General features: G+C 73.2%; 12 protein-coding genes and 1 pseudogene. 2 read left to right on the top strand and 11 right to left on the bottom strand.

Translation table 11 applies throughout. The features are described from left to right. Positions 1-75 precede the first annotated feature (75 nt). The 7 genes from AB0I68_RS23670 to AB0I68_RS23640 all read right to left on the bottom strand — a co-directional run bounded on the left by AB0I68_RS23670 (position 76) and on the right by AB0I68_RS23640 (position 8,606). Positions 76-588 carry an O-acetyl-ADP-ribose deacetylase gene (locus AB0I68_RS23670; protein ID WP_363179344.1) on the bottom strand — a complete coding sequence of 171 codons (513 nt, stop codon included), beginning with the start codon at positions 586-588 and terminating at the stop codon, positions 76-78. Continuing rightward, positions 588-2,006, bottom strand: coding sequence for an NAD(P)/FAD-dependent oxidoreductase (locus AB0I68_RS23665; RefSeq protein ID WP_363179343.1), 1,419 nt, complete (start codon positions 2,004-2,006; stop codon positions 588-590). The genes AB0I68_RS23670 and AB0I68_RS23665 overlap by 1 nt, the downstream gene beginning before the upstream one ends. 77 nt (positions 2,007-2,083) lie before the next feature. After that, positions 2,084-2,908: an inositol monophosphatase family protein gene (locus tag AB0I68_RS23660; protein ID WP_363179342.1), complete on the bottom strand. Its 825-nt coding sequence runs from the start codon at positions 2,906-2,908 to the stop codon at positions 2,084-2,086. 392 nt (positions 2,909-3,300) lie between these two features. After that, positions 3,301-4,833, bottom strand: a complete 1,533-nt coding sequence (locus AB0I68_RS23655; RefSeq protein WP_363179341.1) for an NCS1 family nucleobase:cation symporter-1 — start codon at positions 4,831-4,833, stop codon at positions 3,301-3,303. A 49-nt stretch (positions 4,834-4,882) separates the two neighbouring features. Continuing rightward, positions 4,883-5,884: a TIGR03842 family LLM class F420-dependent oxidoreductase gene (locus AB0I68_RS23650; RefSeq protein WP_363179340.1), complete on the bottom strand. Its 1,002-nt coding sequence runs from the start codon at positions 5,882-5,884 to the stop codon at positions 4,883-4,885. A gap of 9 nt (positions 5,885-5,893) precedes the next feature. Next, entirely contained in the window at positions 5,894-7,294 is a 1,401-nt protein-coding gene (gene hydA, locus AB0I68_RS23645; protein WP_363179339.1) for a dihydropyrimidinase, read from the bottom strand. 16 nt (positions 7,295-7,310) lie between these two features. Beyond that, a complete protein-coding gene (locus AB0I68_RS23640) occupies positions 7,311-8,606 on the bottom strand; it encodes an aspartate aminotransferase family protein (protein ID WP_363179338.1) in 1,296 nt (431 codons plus the stop codon). Positions 8,607-8,644: 38 nt separating this feature from the next. On the opposite strand from AB0I68_RS23640, the pseudogene AB0I68_RS23635 reads away from it, so the two are divergent. Further along, a pseudogene (locus AB0I68_RS23635) lies at positions 8,645-9,301 on the top strand (transposase); the annotation flags it as partial. 12 nt (positions 9,302-9,313) lie between these two features. Here the strand turns inward: AB0I68_RS23635 and AB0I68_RS23630 are convergent. The 4 genes from AB0I68_RS23630 to AB0I68_RS23615 all read right to left on the bottom strand — a co-directional run bounded on the left by AB0I68_RS23630 (position 9,314) and on the right by AB0I68_RS23615 (position 13,276). Beyond that, complete coding sequence (locus AB0I68_RS23630; RefSeq protein WP_363179337.1) at positions 9,314-10,156, bottom strand: nitrilase-related carbon-nitrogen hydrolase; 843 nt, start codon at positions 10,154-10,156, stop codon at positions 9,314-9,316. A 151-nt stretch (positions 10,157-10,307) separates the two neighbouring features. Further along, complete coding sequence (locus tag AB0I68_RS23625; RefSeq protein ID WP_363179336.1) at positions 10,308-11,375, bottom strand: hypothetical protein; 1,068 nt, start codon at positions 11,373-11,375, stop codon at positions 10,308-10,310. Positions 11,376-12,313: 938 nt separating this feature from the next. Beyond that, on the bottom strand, positions 12,314-12,694 hold the full coding sequence (locus AB0I68_RS23620) for a PPOX class F420-dependent oxidoreductase (protein ID WP_363179335.1): 381 nt from the start codon (positions 12,692-12,694) through the stop codon (positions 12,314-12,316). Positions 12,695-13,024: 330 nt separating this feature from the next. Further along, positions 13,025-13,276 carry a helix-turn-helix transcriptional regulator gene (locus AB0I68_RS23615; protein ID WP_363179334.1) on the bottom strand — a complete coding sequence of 84 codons (252 nt, stop codon included), beginning with the start codon at positions 13,274-13,276 and terminating at the stop codon, positions 13,025-13,027. A gap of 64 nt (positions 13,277-13,340) precedes the next feature. Here AB0I68_RS23615 and map point away from each other — a divergent pair, with 64 nt between their 5' ends. Beyond that, positions 13,341-14,108, top strand: a complete 768-nt coding sequence (gene map, locus AB0I68_RS23610) for a type I methionyl aminopeptidase (protein ID WP_363179333.1) — start codon at positions 13,341-13,343, stop codon at positions 14,106-14,108. Position 14,109 lies beyond the last annotated feature (1 nt).

Genomic DNA, 14,109 nt, shown 5'->3' with positions numbered 1-14,109 from the left:
CCAGAAGCCTAGCGACCTCCACGGACACGTCCGGCCGGATCCGCCGGACCCGGGGTCCCCGCCGCCGCGCAGCGGTCAGCCCAGGGCCGCCTCGAACGCCGCGTACGCCGTCTCGTCGAAGAGGACGAAGCGGACCTCCTCCACGGCCGGCGCCGCGGCCGCGCGGGCCGTTTCCACCGCGATCCGGGCGCCGTCGTCCATCGGCCAGCCGAAGATGCCGGTGGAGACGGCCGGGAAGGCGACCGTACGGGCGCCCAGCTCGGCCGCGACCCGCAGGGACTCGCGGTAGCAGGAGGCCAGCAGCGCCGAGCGGTCCTCGTCGCCGGACCAGACGGGGCCCACCGTGTGGATCACCCAGCGGGCCGGGAGCCGGCCCGCCGTCGTGGCCACGGCCTGCCCCGTCGGGAGGCCCTTGCCGTAGTGGGAGGCGCGCAGCGCCCGGCAGGCCTCCAGGATCTCGGGGCCGCCGCGCCGGTGGATGGCGCCGTCCACTCCCCCGCCGCCGAGCAGCGAGGAGTTCGCCGCGTTGACGACGGCGTCCGCGTGCTCGGCGGTGATGTCGCCCCGGACGAGGGTGATGTGCACCATCAGGAAGCCTTTCGCAGGTGGCGCCATACGGCCTTGGCCGCGTTGTGCCCGGACATCCCGTGGACGCCCGGGCCGGGCGGGGTGGCCGAGGAGCAGATGAAGACCGCCGGGTGGGCCGTCGTGTACGGGGACAGGGACAGCTTCGGGCGCAGCAGCAGCTGGAGCCCGGAGGCGGCGCCGCAGGCGATGTCGCCGCCGACGTAGTTGGGGTTGCGGGCGGCCAGCTCCGGCGGGCCGGCGGTGGCGCGGGCCAGCACGAGGTCGCGGAAGCCGGGGGCGAAGCGCTCCAGCTGGCGCTCGACGGCCTCGGTGAGGTTGCCGCCCCAGCCCGCCGGGACGTGCCCGTACGCCCAGAACACGTGCTTGCCCTCGGGCGCCCGGCCGGGGTCCACCAGGCTGGGCTGGGCGGTGATCAGGAAGGGGGTGCGGGGGGCCCGCCCGCCCGTGGCGAGCTGGAGGGCGGCGTCGATGTCCCGGGCCCGCGGGCCGATCTGGACGGTGCCGGCCCGGCGCGGCGCCTCGGCGGTCCAGGGCACGGGGCCGGACAGGGCGTAGTCGAGCTTGAAGACCCCGGCGCCGTACGTGTAGCCGTCGTACGCGCGCCCCAGCCGGGCGATCCGGGCCAGTGCGGTCGGGGAGGTGTCGAAGACGTACGCGCGGGCCGGCGGCAGGTCGTCGAGGCGCTTGACCTCGAAGCCGGTGTGGAGGGTGCCGCCCAGGTCGCGCAGGTACCCGGCGAGGGCGTCCGAGACGGACTGCGAGCCGCCGCGCGCCATCGGCCAGCCGCCGGCGTGCGCGGCCAGGGCGAAGACCAGGCCGACGGCGCTCGTGGCGATCCCGCCCAGCGGGGCGATGACGTGCGCGACGAGCCCGGCGAACAGCGCCCGCGCCCGCTCCTCGTGGAAGCGGCTCAGCAGCCAGGTGGAGGGCGGCAGGCCGGCGAGCCCGAAGCGGGCCAGCGTGAAGGGGTCCCGGGGCAGGGCGGTCGACGGCAGGGACATGAAGTCCCGGACCAGGGTGTCCCATTTGCCGAGGAACGGCTCCACCAGCCGCCGGTACGTGCCCGCGTCGCGCGGACCGAGGGACGCCGCCGTCTCGGAGACGGAGCGGGAGAGCACGGCGGCCGTGCCGTCGTCGAAGGGGTGTGCCATGGGCAGGGGGGCGTGCAGCCACTCCAGCCCGTACCGCTTCAGCGGCATGGTGGCGAACACCGGCGAGCCGATGCCGAGCGGGTGCACGGCCGAGCAGGGGTCGTGCCGGAAGCCCGGGAGGGTGAGCTCCTCGGTGCGGGCCCCGCCGCCGACCGTCTCCGCGGCCTCGAACACGGCCACCGAGAAGCCGCGACGGGCCAGCTCTACGGCGGCAGTCAGCCCGTTGGGCCCCGCCCCCACCACGACCGCATCGAGAATCGACGGCACCTTGAGACTCCTTCGTCCGGCGGCGGCTGCGCTCCCAGGATATTCGGCCCGTCCATACGGGCCCTGCCCGCGTCGGGTTACGCGCCGCGCAGCAGGTCGCGGATCCGTATGACCGTGGCCTCGTCGCGGCCCACGGCGAACGGCAGCTCGTTGTCCCGGTCCACCCGGAAGGGGACCCCGGTGACGGTGCTCTGCGTTCCGCCCGCCTCGGCGACCAGCAGCAGTCCGGCCGCGTGGTCCCACGCCGAGGGCCAGGTGAAGGCGAGGCCGTCCATCTCGCCGCGGGCCACCTTCAGGTACTCCAGGCCCGCGGAGCCGCACGGCCGGGCCGCGACCCCGGGCACGTCGAGGCGGGCCAGGGTCCGCTTGTCCTCGTCGGAGGTGTACAGCGGGTGGGCGATGGCGACCCGCAGCGCGGCTCCCTGCTCCGGCGAACCGCTGTGGATCCGCTCGCCGTTGACGTACGCACCCTGCCCGCGCACGGCGGTCGCCAGCTCGTCCAGCGCCGGGGCGAAGGTCCAGGAGGCGAGGATCTCCCCCCGGTGGGCCAGGGCCACCAGGGTGCAGAAGGCCGGGTCGCCGGCGACGAACTGCCGGGTGCCGTCGACCGGGTCCACGATCCACACCGGCGCGTCGGCGCGCAGCGCCCCGTACACGGTCGGGTCGGCGTGCACCGCCTCCTCGCCGACGACGGCGGAGCCGGGCAGCAGGCGGGTCAGGGAGGCCGTGAGGTGCTCTTCGGCCTTGCGGTCGGCGACGGTCACCAGATCGTGCGGACCGCTCTTCTGGTCCACCTCGTGATCGGCCAGCTGCCGGAATCTCGGCATGATCTCAACCGCCGCCGCCTTGCGGACCGCTTCTTCCACCGCGGACAGGTCTTGGGCCAGGAACTGTTCGATCATGCATCCATCACACCACGCCCGGCTGACAAACCGCACCGACAATCGGGTCCGCCGGCCGGACTCCAGGTGGACTCCGGGTGCCGCGGGGAAAGGGAGGTGCAGGGCCGACTGGTGGAGACCCGGCACGACGACGGTTCGGGCCACGAGCAGGCGGAGGCCGAGTTCTGCCGCATCGGGGGCGACCAGGCCGCGGCTGCGCTCGGCCCACGGGCCTGGCGATCGGGTCCGCGGGACGCTGTGCCCGCATGACCGCCGACGGTTCCATTGCTACGACGTCGCGGTCCGGGGGGGGCGTGGGAGCCGGTGCGGCAGGCTCGGCCACACGTGCCACGGTCAGGTGCTCTTCCACGTCACCGGCCATGCGGCGTGACGCCACGTGAGGGTCGAGCGCGTCACTCCTGGTGTGAGTGGCTGAGGTACGGGAGATCCCGGTCGGGATGCCGACGGCTCATGAGCATCGTGTAGAGCAGCATCGACGAGGCCAGGCCCACCGCCCAGCCGTAGTCCGCGAGCGGCTTCAGGAGGGGGATCAGCCCGTCCTCGGGGAAGGGGCCCTGGCCGGGGGCCGAGTGCGAGCCGCCGATGGCCAGCACCCCGCCGACCAGGAAGGCCGCCACCGCCCGGACGTTCCAGCCGCCCGTGTACCAGTACGGCCCGCCCTCCCGGTACAGGTCGGGCAGCGACAGCCGGGTGCGCCGCACGATCCAGTAGTCCGCGATGAGGATGCCCGCGACCGTGCCGAGCAGACCGCCGACCAGGCCGAGCCAGGTGAAGATGTACAGCTCGGGGGTGGAGGTCAGCTTCCACGGCATGATCAGTACACCGACCACCCCCGTGATCAGCGCGCCCCGGCGGAAGTCGATCCGGCGGGGGGCCAGGTTGGCCAGGTCGTACGCCGGGGAGACGACGTTCGCCGCGATGTTGACCGAGATCGTCGCGACGAGCACCGTCACCAGGGCGTAGAGCAGTCCGAAGACACTGTCGGCCTTGGCGACCAGCTCCACCGGGTCCCAGATCGGGGTGCCGTACACCGCCTCCGACCCGGAGGTGACGAACACCGACAGCAGCGCGAAGAGGGTCATCGTCGTCGGCAGGCCGAGCGTCTGCCCGAGGATCTGGGAGCGCTGGCCGGCGCCGAAGCGCGTGAAGTCCGGGATGTTGAGCGAGAGGGTGGACCAGAAGGCGATCATCCCCATCAGCGACGGGAAGAAGACCGCCCAGAAGTCCTCGCCCCAGCCGAGCCTGGACGGCTGGTCGAGCAGCTCGCCGAAGCCGCCCGCCTTCACCCCGATCCACGCGAAGAGCGCGAGCGCGCCGACGATGACGAACGGCGCGGCCCAGTTCTCGAACCGCCGCAGGGTCTCCATCCCCCGGTAGATGATGGCGAGTTCGAGGGCCCAGAAGAGGATGAAGCACAGCCACAGCGGCCAGGGCTGGCCGGCGATCTTCTCCGCGGCCGCCCAGCCGCCGAAGATCTCGCCGAGCAGGACGTAGATCCCGGACCCGCCGATCCAGGTCTGGATCCCGAACCAGCAGCAGGCCACGGCGGCCCGGATCAGCGCGGCCAGATTGGCTCCGCGCACTCCGAACGAGGCCCGGGCCAGCACCGGGAACGGGATCCCGTACTTGGGACCGGCATGCCCGGTGAGCAGCATCGGCACCAGCACGATGAGGTTGGCCAGCGCGATGGTGAAGACTGCCTGCTTCCAGTCCATCCCCAGGGCCACCAGCCCGGAGGCGAGCAGCCAGGAGGGGATGTTGTGCGCCATGCCGACCCACAGGGCCGTGAAGTTGTACGTCGTCCAGCGCCTGGCCTCGACCGGTACGGGCAGGAGGTCGGGGTTGGCGAAGCGGCCGTCGGAGGGGACTTCGCCGGGAGCGAGCTCGACGCGGTCCGGGGTGTCGCCGATGGTGTGGTCCAGCATGAGCGCGCTCCCTTCGGGTCGGGATCCGGGCCCGGTCCGGGCCCGGGCGTCAGGATCCGAGCGCCGGGATGACGTGCTGCCCGTACGCGTCGATGGTGGCCTCCTTCGCGTCGTGCATGTCGTACAGGGCGAACTGGTCGACGCCCAGGTCGCGCAGGGCCCGCAGCTTCTCGATGTGGGCCTCGGGCGGGCCGAGCAGGCAGAAGCGGTCCACGATCTCGTCCGGCACGAAGTCGGCGGACGGGTTCCCGGCGCGGCCGTGGTGGCTGTAGTCGTAGCCCTTGCGGGCCTTGATGTACTCGGTGAGGGCGTCCGGCACCATGCCGGAGTGCTCGCCGTAGCGGCCGACCAGGTCGGCGACGTGGTTGCCGACCATCCCGCCGAACCAGCGGCACTGGTCGCGGGCGTGGGCCAGGTCCTCGCCCACGTACGCCGGCGCCGCCACGCAGATCGTGACCGCGCCCGGATCGCGGCCCGCCCGTTCGGCGGCCTCACGGACCGATCCGACCATCCACTCGGTGAGGTAGGGATCGGCGAGCTGGAGGATGAACCCGTCAGCCTTCTCGCCGGCGAGGGCCAGCGCCTTCGGCCCGTACGCGGCCATCCAGACGGGGAGTTTCCCGTCCCGGACCCACGGGAGCCGCAGGGCGTTGCCGTCGACCTCCGCCTCGCGGCCCTCCGCGAGGTCCCGGATGACGTCGATGGCCTCCCCCAGCCGGGCCAGGGTGTTCGGTTTGCGCCCGGCGACCCGCATCGCGGAGTCGCCGCGGCCGATCCCGCACACCGTGCGGTTGCCGTACATGTCGTTGAGGGTGGCGAAGGTGGAGGCGGTGACCTCCCAGGTACGGGTGCCGGGGTTGGTGACCATCGGGCCGATGTGCAGCTTCTGCGTGTTCGCGAGGATCTGGCTGTAGATGACGAACGGCTCCTGCCAGAGAACGGCGGAGTCGAAGGTCCAGCCGTAGCGGAAGCCGTTGCGCTCGGCGCGCTTCATGAGGCTGACCACCTGGGAGGCGGGCGGGTCTGTCTGCAGGACGAGGCCGAAGTCCATCACGGTTCCTTAGAGGTACTGGCAGGTGGAGCGGGGGATGAACACGCCGTGACCGGCCCGGCCGGTGTACTCGCGCCGGTCGATGACGAGTTCGCCGCGCGAGAGCACGGTGTCGACGCGGCCGGTGATCCGTTTGCCCTCGTACGCCGAGTAGTCCACGTTCATGTGGTGCGTCTCGGCGGAGATGACCTGCTCGGCGTGCGGATCGTAGAGGACGATGTCGGCGTCGGAGCCGGGCGCGATGGTGCCCTTCTGGGGGTAGAGGCCGAACATCCGGGCCGGGCTCGCGCAGGCGATCTCGATCCAGCGGCGGCGGCTGATGTGCCCGTCCAGGACGGCCTGGTGGAGGAGGTCCATCCGGTTCTCCACGCCCGGCAGCCCGTTCGGGATCTTCGAGAAGTCGCCGCGGCCGAGCTCCTTCTGGCCGCGGAAGCAGAACGGGCAGTGGTCGGTGGAGACCACCTGGAGGTCGTTGGTCCGCAGGCCCCGCCACAGCGCGGCCTGGTGCTCGCGCGGCCGCAGCGGGGTGGAGCAGACGTACTTGGCGCCCTGGAAATCGGGCTCCGCGAGATTGTCGGTGGACAGGAACAGGTACTGCGGGCAGGTCTCCCCGAACACCGGCAGGCCCTTGTCGCGGGCGGCGGCGAGTTCGGCCACCGCCTCCTGCGCCGAGACGTGGACCACGTACAGCGGGGAGCCCGCCACCCGGGCGAGCTGGATCGCCCGGTGCGTGGCCTCGGCCTCGAGGAGGACCTTGCGGACCTCGCCGTGGTGGCGGGGATCGGTCTCGCCGCGGGCCAGGGCCTGTTCGACGAGGACGTCGATCGCGATGCCGTTCTCGGCGTGCATCATGATCAGCCCGCCGTTGCCGGAGGCCTGCTGCATGGCGCGCAGGATCTGCCCGTCGTCGCTGTAGAAGACGCCGGGGTAGGCCATGAACAGCTTGAACGAGGTGACGCCCTCCCCGATCAGGTGGTCCATCTCCTTCAGGGTCCCCTCGTTGACGTCCGAGAGGATCATGTGGAAGGCGTAGTCGATGGAACACTTGCCGTCGGCCTTGTCGTACCAGGTGTCGAGCCCCTGGCGCAGGGCCTGGCCCATGCTCTGCACGGCGAAGTCGACGATGGTGGTGGTGCCGCCCCAGGCGGCGGCCCGGGTCCCGGTCTCGAAGGTGTCCGAGGCGGCGGTCCCGCCGAAGGGGAGCTCCATGTGGGTGTGGGCGTCGACCCCGCCGGGGATGACGTACTTCCCGCTCGCGTCGATCGTGCGGTCGGCGGTCCAGGCCTCGGCGGCCGCCGAGCCGTGGGCCGCCAGGGCGGCCACCCGGCCGTCCTCGACCAGTACGTCTGCATGGAGCTCGTCGGCGGCCGTGATGACGAGGCCGCCGCGGATCAGGGTGCGGATGGACATGTGCGGCGCCTCCCGGTTACACGATGCTGCGCAGGGCCCGTTCGAGGATGTCGGCGCCCTCTTCCGCCTCGGCGACGGTGAGGGACAGCGGCGGCGCGATGCGCAGCACGCTGGTGTCGTGCCCGCCGCCCTTGCCGAGCAGCAGGCCGCCTTCGCGGGCGGCCTCCAGGACGGCGGCGGCCGCGTCCGGGTCGGCCTCGTCGGTGCCGGGCTTCGTCAGCTCCAGCCCGGCCATCAGGCCCCGGCCGCGGACCTCCCGTACGGCGGGCACGGTGGCGGCGATGGCGCGCAGCCGTTCCAGGAGCAGGCCGCCGACGCGGCGGGCGTTGCCCTGGAGGTCGTGCTCCAGCAGGTACGCGAGGTTGGCGACGCCGGCCGCCATGGTGACCGGGGAGCCGCCGAAGGTGGAGATGGAGTTGGTGTCGATGCAGTTCATCACCTCGGCGCGGGCCACGACCCCGCCGATGGACATGCCGTTGCCGATGCCCTTGGCGAAGGTGAGGATGTCCGGGGGCCCGTTCTGGGCGTGGGCCTGCCAGCCCCAGAAGTGGTCGCCCGTACGGCCCCAGCCGGTCTGCACCTCGTCGCTGATCCAGAGGATGCCGTGCCGGTCGAGGACCTTGCGGAAGGCCGCGTACAGCCCGTCGGGCGGGGCGGTGAACCCGCCGACGCCCTGGATGGGCTCCGCGATGAGCGCGGCGACCCCGCCACGGGCCTGGCCGAGCACGTCCTCGAGGTCGGCGACGGCGGCGGCGGTGAACTCGGTGTCGTTCAGGTGCGCGAAGGGTCCGCGGGTGCGGACGGCGCCGTGGACGTAGTACGTCTGGAGCGGCGAGAGGCTGGTCGGGGACCAGCCTCGGTTGCCGGTGATGGAGACGGTGGAGAAGGACCGGCCGTGGTAGCTGTTGCGCATCGCCAGGATCTGGTTGGAGCGGCGGTACGCCGTCGCCAGCAGCAGGGCGGTGTCGTTGGCCTCGGTGCCGGAGGTGGTGAAGAAGACCCGCGCCTCGGGGATGCCGGACAGGGCGGCGACCCGCTCGGCCAGCTCGATCATCGGGCGGTTGAGGTACAGGGTGGAGGAGTGGATGAGCCGGCCGGCCTGCTCGGAGACGGCCTTGGTGACCTCGGGCAGCGCGTGGGCGGTCATCGTGGTGAGGATGCCGCCGAAGAAGTCGAGGTAGCGGTTGCCGTCGGCGTCCCAGACGTGACGGCCCTCGCCGTGCGTGAGCTCGATGGGGCGGCGGTAGTAGAGCGCGAGCCAGTCGGGCAGGACGGCCTGGTGGCGGCTGTGCAGGGGGATCGGGTTGGTCACCGGACACCTCCGAGGATGCCCCGGCCTTCGGGCTGGGGAGAAATCGGACCCCTGCGGAGCAGGGCAGGAAAAGGCGAGTCGCCATCAGGGGCAAGCGTGCTGGGATGCCGGAGCACAAGAAGAAGAACCTGGCCGCTCCAGCGCCGAACCACACCCGCTGCGGATTCCGGGTGAAGGCCGGCCGGCTGCATCTCGCGGGCGGCACCGTCGTGACGGTGGTGTGGTCGTCGCGAGACCTTCCGTCCGAACCGTCCAGCGTGCGTGTCTACCGCGACGGCCTCGGACACTGGTACGCCTCGTTCGTCGTGGCGGCTCCGGCCGAAGTCCTCGAAAGGACCGTCCGGTGCACAGGCATCGACCGGGGCGTGCAGGAAACCGCGACCACCACCAGCGACGACCAAGTCACCAAGGCCGAGCTGATCAACACGGCCCGCAAGCACGGCAGGAAGCTGCACCTCGTGAACCCCGCGCACACCACGATGGACTGCGCCCGGTGCGGAGCAAGAGCCAAGCACGCACTACCTCTTTCCGAACGTATCTACGAGTGCTGCGCGTGCGGAGCCCTGTCTCCCAGGGACAGGAACTCCGCCCGCATGATGCTCGTCCGGGCTGGCCTCCACCCGGCTGGTGCTGATCGTGCAAGACCTGTCGGACCGCCGGTTCGCAGGCAACGTGAGCCAGGAATCCCCCTGCTGCAGGAGGAGGAGTCAAGGCTGTACGAGCCCTCCGTAGGCGTCGGGGCGGCGGTCGCGGTAGAAGGCCCACTGGTCGCGGACCTCCTTGATCAGGTCGAAGTCGAGGTCCCGGACGAGGAGTTCCTCCTCCTTGTCGCTGGCGACCTCCCCGATGAACTGGCCGCGCGGGTCGACGAAGTAGCTGGTGCCGTAGAAGTCGTTGTCGCCGTACTCCTCCTGGCCGACGCGGTTGATCGCGGCGACGAAGTACTCGTTGGCGACGGCCGCGGCGGGCTGTTCGAGCTGCCACAGGTAGGAGGACAGACCCCGGTGGGTGGCCGAGGGGTTGTAGACCAGCTGGGCCCCGGCCAGGCCCAGGGCGCGCCAGCCCTCGGGGAAGTGGCGGTCGTAGCAGATGTAGACGCCGACGCGGCCGACGGCGGTGTCGAAGACGGGCCAGCCGAGGTTGCCCGGGCGGAAGTAGTACTTCTCCCAGAAGCCCTTGACCTGGGGGATGTGGTGTTTGCGGTACTTGCCGAGGTAGCTGCCGTCGGCGTCGATGACGGCGGCGGTGTTGTAGTAGAAGCCCTCGGACTCGAGCTCGAAGACCGGTACGACGATGACCATGCCCGTCTCGCGGGCGAGCGCCTGCATGCGCTGGACGGTGGGGCCGTCGGGCACAGGCTCGGCCCAGCGGTAGTGCTCGGGATCCTGGACCTGGCAGAAGTACGGGGCGTTGAACACCTCCTGGAAGCCGATGATCTGCGCGCCCTGGGCGGCGGCCCGGCGGGCGTGCTCCTCGTGTTTGGCGATCATCGACTCGGTGTCTCCGGTCCAGGTGGCCTGGACGAGTGCGGCGCGGACGACTTGGGCCATGAGCTGCTCCTCGCGACGGGAACGCCGAGTTCTACGCACGTAGACGGTGTGTGTAGGGAGTAGAACGTAGGCCGCGTCACACCGTGGGGCAAGACCGCCGTGCGCGGTTGGCCTAGTCGATCACGTAAGGACGACCAGCGGTCGAATGCGGTCAGGAGACGGGCGGTTTCGCAACGCGGAGGGCGTGTACGAGGTCACGGTGGTGGGTGAGGGAGAGGGACTCGGCGGCCCGGAGCAGCCGGGGGGTGAACCACTGCGGATCACGGCGGGCGAGGCGGACCGCCTCCTCCGCGGTGCGGACCTTGACGAAGGCGCCGAGCAGGGCGTCGGCCTCGTGAGTCCGGCCGGCCCCGGCCAGGGCCAGGGCGGCGTCGGCGATCTCGGGGGCGGGGCGGGCCGCGCCCTGGCGCAGCAGCGCCTCGCAGTCGGCGTGCCGGCCGGCCTCGCCGAGGGCGGCGGCGGCCGCGGCGAGCCGCTCGGGCGGGAGCGACGCGGCCTCCCACAGCAGCGTGGCCCAGTCCGCACCGAGCCCGGCGCGGACCAGCTCGGCGGCGAACCCGGGCAGCCACTCGGCGGGCCGGGCGGCGGCCTCGCAGAGCAGCGCGTGCGCCTCCCCGCTCCGCCCCTGGGCGCGCAGCGCCACCAACTCGGCGATCACCCCCGGAATCCCGCCACCGGCCTGCCCGTCCGACCCCGTGGCCGCAAAACGCCCCCCGCCGACGGACGGCACCTCGTGCTCCGGCGGCGCTGAACGGCCCCCGTCGGCGGACCACACCTCCGGCTCCGGCACCGCGGAACGGCCCCCGGTGGCAGACGGTGCATCCGGCTCCGGCGGGGCGAAGCGGGGGCGGCCGATCGGCGGGGGCGCGAAGCGGGCTCCGCGGGGAGCAGGGAGCTCGGCCCCGGGGTCGGGCCGGCCGAAGCGCGCGCCGCGGGGCGCAGGAGCGGGCGCGCCCGGGTGCCCGGGCGGCGGGGTGAAGGCGGCGGGGGCCGCGGTGCCTGCGTACCGGGCCCCGCCGGCCCGCCGCGCCCCGCGCAGCCACCGCCCCTCGGCCCGCGCGACGGGCGGCTCCGCCCGGTCCTCCCCCGCCTGCCACTGCCGCGGCACCCCGGGCAACGGCCCGCCGTCCTCGACCCCGGCCCACGCCCCGCCCGGCTGCGCCGCATCCCCAGCCCCGGCCCCGGCCGGCCACGAGGCTCCGGGCTGCTGCCCGCCCACTGAGGCCCCGGGCTCCGCCACCCCGCCTGGGCCCGACTGCCGCTCGACGGACACCGGCGCTCCGGCGGCTCCCCAACCGCCGGCCCACGCCCCGCCCGGCTGCGCCGCATCCCCGGCTCCGGCCCCGGCCGGGAGACGCCGCCCCGGCCCGGGCCCGACCCGTCAGCGGGCCGTCCCGCCCGGGGCAGGTCCCGGTACGGGCCGGCGGCGGCGGCCGCCGGGCTGCCGAGCGGTGGCGCGGGCTGCGCCCCGAAGGGCTGACCTGCACCGGCCATACCCGCCGACGGATCGGCTCCGGCGGGCCGGGAGTCGCCGGACCAGGCCGGTCCGGGCGAGGCGGGGCCCGGCCGGACCGACCACCGGGAGGCGGGCTGCCCGGCCTGCGCAAGGTCCGCCGGCAAGGCGGTGAGGCGGGCGGTCAGGTCCTCTTGGCGGGCTGCCGCCCTGGCCGCGTCGTCGCGGGTCCAGGCGAGTTCCCGGGTCAGCGCGTCCGCCTCGGTCCGGTCCGTCGTGGCGGCCAGCCGCGCTGTCAGCCCGCGGACCGCCGCCTCCGAGACGGCCCGCTGGTCGGCGGCCGCCGCCAGCAGGGTCCGCAGCTCCTCCGCGCCGCCCGGCAGCCGGTCCCACACCGCGACCGCCGCGGCCCGCAGCCGGGCCGCGTACTGCGTCTCCCGCACCGCGAACTCGGCGCCCCTGGCCCCCGCGAGGTCGGTGAGCAGGGACTCCAGCACGTCCCACGGCGGCATCGCGGCCCCGTCCAGGCAGGCCCGCAGGCCTTCCGGATCCCGACGCAGGAACTCCCCGTACCAGCCTGCCCCCGGATCGAGTCTCTCCATCAACCCGCGTAAGTAGCCCGAGAGTTGACCGATCACCAGCGAAGTCGCGGTCTCCATGCCCGCATTGGATCCCACCGGTGTTACGGGAGGGCTACGGGAGTCTCAAAGCTTGACGGCGATCGCGGTGTGCGGACGCTTCCCGAGCCGGGCCACCGCGGCCGGCACGTCCAGCGCCCAGAACTGCCAGGTGTACTTCCGCAGCATCAGCTTGCGCACCCGCTTCAGCCCGGCCTCGTCCAGGAGCCGCGCCTCGCCCTCCAGCACGGGCGCCCCTTCCGCGACCCGCCCCCGCACGTCGCAGGGGCCGACCGTGACCCGCCCGTTGTTGCGGATCCGCTTCACCTTCCAGGAATCGCTGCGCGTCCATACGTAGAGCTCACCACCGTCGGCCACCGCCCACACGGGCGTCGCGACAGGTGTGCCGTCCTTGCGGAAGGTGGTGAGGCTGACGTACTTGCCCTGGTCCAGCTCATCGAGAGTCATCCGCGGAGCCTAAGGGCTGTCCCGCGATCCCCGGCCGGCGCGGCGACGGGGCGCGGTCCGGCGCCCGAGGTCCCGCGGTCCCGGGGTCGCGGAGGACCGCGCCAGCCGGGGCCCTGGCGTGGGCCCGGCCCTCGGGCGCCGTGCAGACGGCGAGCAGCAGACCTGCCGCGAGGAGGGCGCCGAGGAGTCCGAAACCGAGTCGTTTGGAAGCGTTCGAGGCTGACACGCTTTCACGCCTGCCCCGCGCCCGGCCGCTCCGATCGCCGATTGGGCCGTTCGGCCCGCCGGGCCCGCCCGAAAGAAACCGCAGGTCCGCAGGCCGGAGGGGCGTCAGGCGGGGACGAAGGAGCAGCGGCGCAGCACATCGTCCAGGGACAGCCCGAGCGCCTCGGCCAGGGCGGCCACGGTGAAGAAGGCCGGGGTGGGCGCGCGGCCCGTCTCGATCTTGCGGAGGGTTTCGGCGGACAGCCCGGCGCTCGCCGCGACCTCGACCATGCTGCGGCCTCCGCGGGCCTCGCGCAGCAGCGCGCCCAGGCGTTCGCCGCGCTCGCGCTCTTCGGGGGTGAGAGGTGTCCGGACCATGCCTGCATCCTACCCCCTCCCCCAATAATTATCCCGTTACAGTTATACCGGTATAGTTATTGGCATGGTGGAACTGAAGACGGAACAGTCAATCGACGCAATGCGCGCCCCGGGCCGGGTCGTCGCCCAGACCCTGGCCGCCGTACGGGAGGCCGCACGGGTCGGGATGTCCCTGCTGGACCTGGACCGGGTGGCCCGCGAGGTGCTGGCCGGGGCCGGCGCGAGCTCGCCCTTCCTCGGCTACCGGCCGGAGTTCGCGCCGGTGCCCTTCCCCGCGGTGATCTGCGCCTCGGTCAACGACGCGATCGTGCACGGCATCCCCGACGGCTACCGGCTGCGCGACGGCGACCTGGTCAGCATCGACTGCGGGGCGAAGCTCGGCGGCTGGGTCGGGGACGCGGCGGTCAGCTTCACCGTCGGCCGGCCGCGCCCGGCCGACCTGCGGCTGATCGAGACCGCCGAGGCGGCCCTCGCGGCCGGCATCGCCGCCGCGCTGCCCGGCAACCGGATCGGCGACATCGCCCACGCCGTCGGCACGGTCTGCCGCTCCGCCGGGTACGGCATCCCGGACGGCTTCGGCGGCCACGGCATCGGCCGCAGCATGCACGAGGACCCGGGCGTGCCCAACGAGGGCCTGCCGGGGCGCGGCATGAAGCTGCGCGCCGGCATGGTCCTCGCGATCGAGCCGATGCTGGTCGCGGGCGGTACGGACGACTACCGGTGCGACGGGGACGGCTGGACCCTGCGGACCGTCGACGGCAGCCGCGCCGCGCACGCGGAACACACGGTCGCGATCACCGCCGACGGCCCGAGGATCCTCACCGCCCTCTGAG

This window comes from Streptomyces sp. NPDC050448 (assembly GCF_040655295.1).
In the GTDB taxonomy this organism is placed as follows: Bacteria; Actinomycetota; Actinomycetes; order Streptomycetales; family Streptomycetaceae; genus Streptomyces.
Note: the sequence above shows the minus strand (reverse complement) of the source record. Positions and strands in the feature narration are given on the sequence as shown.

Excerpts from the sequence above, each read along its gene's own strand:
- hydA (WP_363179339.1), bottom strand. The coding sequence starts at position 7,294 with ATGTCCATCCGCACCCTGATCCGCGGCGGCCTCGTCATCACGGCCGCC.
- AB0I68_RS23620 (WP_363179335.1), bottom strand. The coding sequence starts at position 12,694 with ATGACTCTCGATGAGCTGGACCAGGGCAAGTACGTCAGCCTCACCACC.
- AB0I68_RS23615 (WP_363179334.1), bottom strand. The coding sequence starts at position 13,276 with ATGGTCCGGACACCTCTCACCCCCGAAGAGCGCGAGCGCGGCGAACGC.
- AB0I68_RS23655 (WP_363179341.1), bottom strand. The coding sequence starts at position 4,833 with ATGCTGGACCACACCATCGGCGACACCCCGGACCGCGTCGAGCTCGCT.
- AB0I68_RS23660 (WP_363179342.1), bottom strand. The coding sequence starts at position 2,908 with ATGATCGAACAGTTCCTGGCCCAAGACCTGTCCGCGGTGGAAGAAGCG.
- AB0I68_RS23670 (WP_363179344.1), bottom strand. The coding sequence starts at position 588 with ATGGTGCACATCACCCTCGTCCGGGGCGACATCACCGCCGAGCACGCG.
- AB0I68_RS23650 (WP_363179340.1), bottom strand. The coding sequence starts at position 5,884 with ATGGACTTCGGCCTCGTCCTGCAGACAGACCCGCCCGCCTCCCAGGTG.
- AB0I68_RS23630 (WP_363179337.1), bottom strand. The coding sequence starts at position 10,156 with ATGGCCCAAGTCGTCCGCGCCGCACTCGTCCAGGCCACCTGGACCGGA.
- map (WP_363179333.1), top strand. The coding sequence starts at position 13,341 with ATGGTGGAACTGAAGACGGAACAGTCAATCGACGCAATGCGCGCCCCG.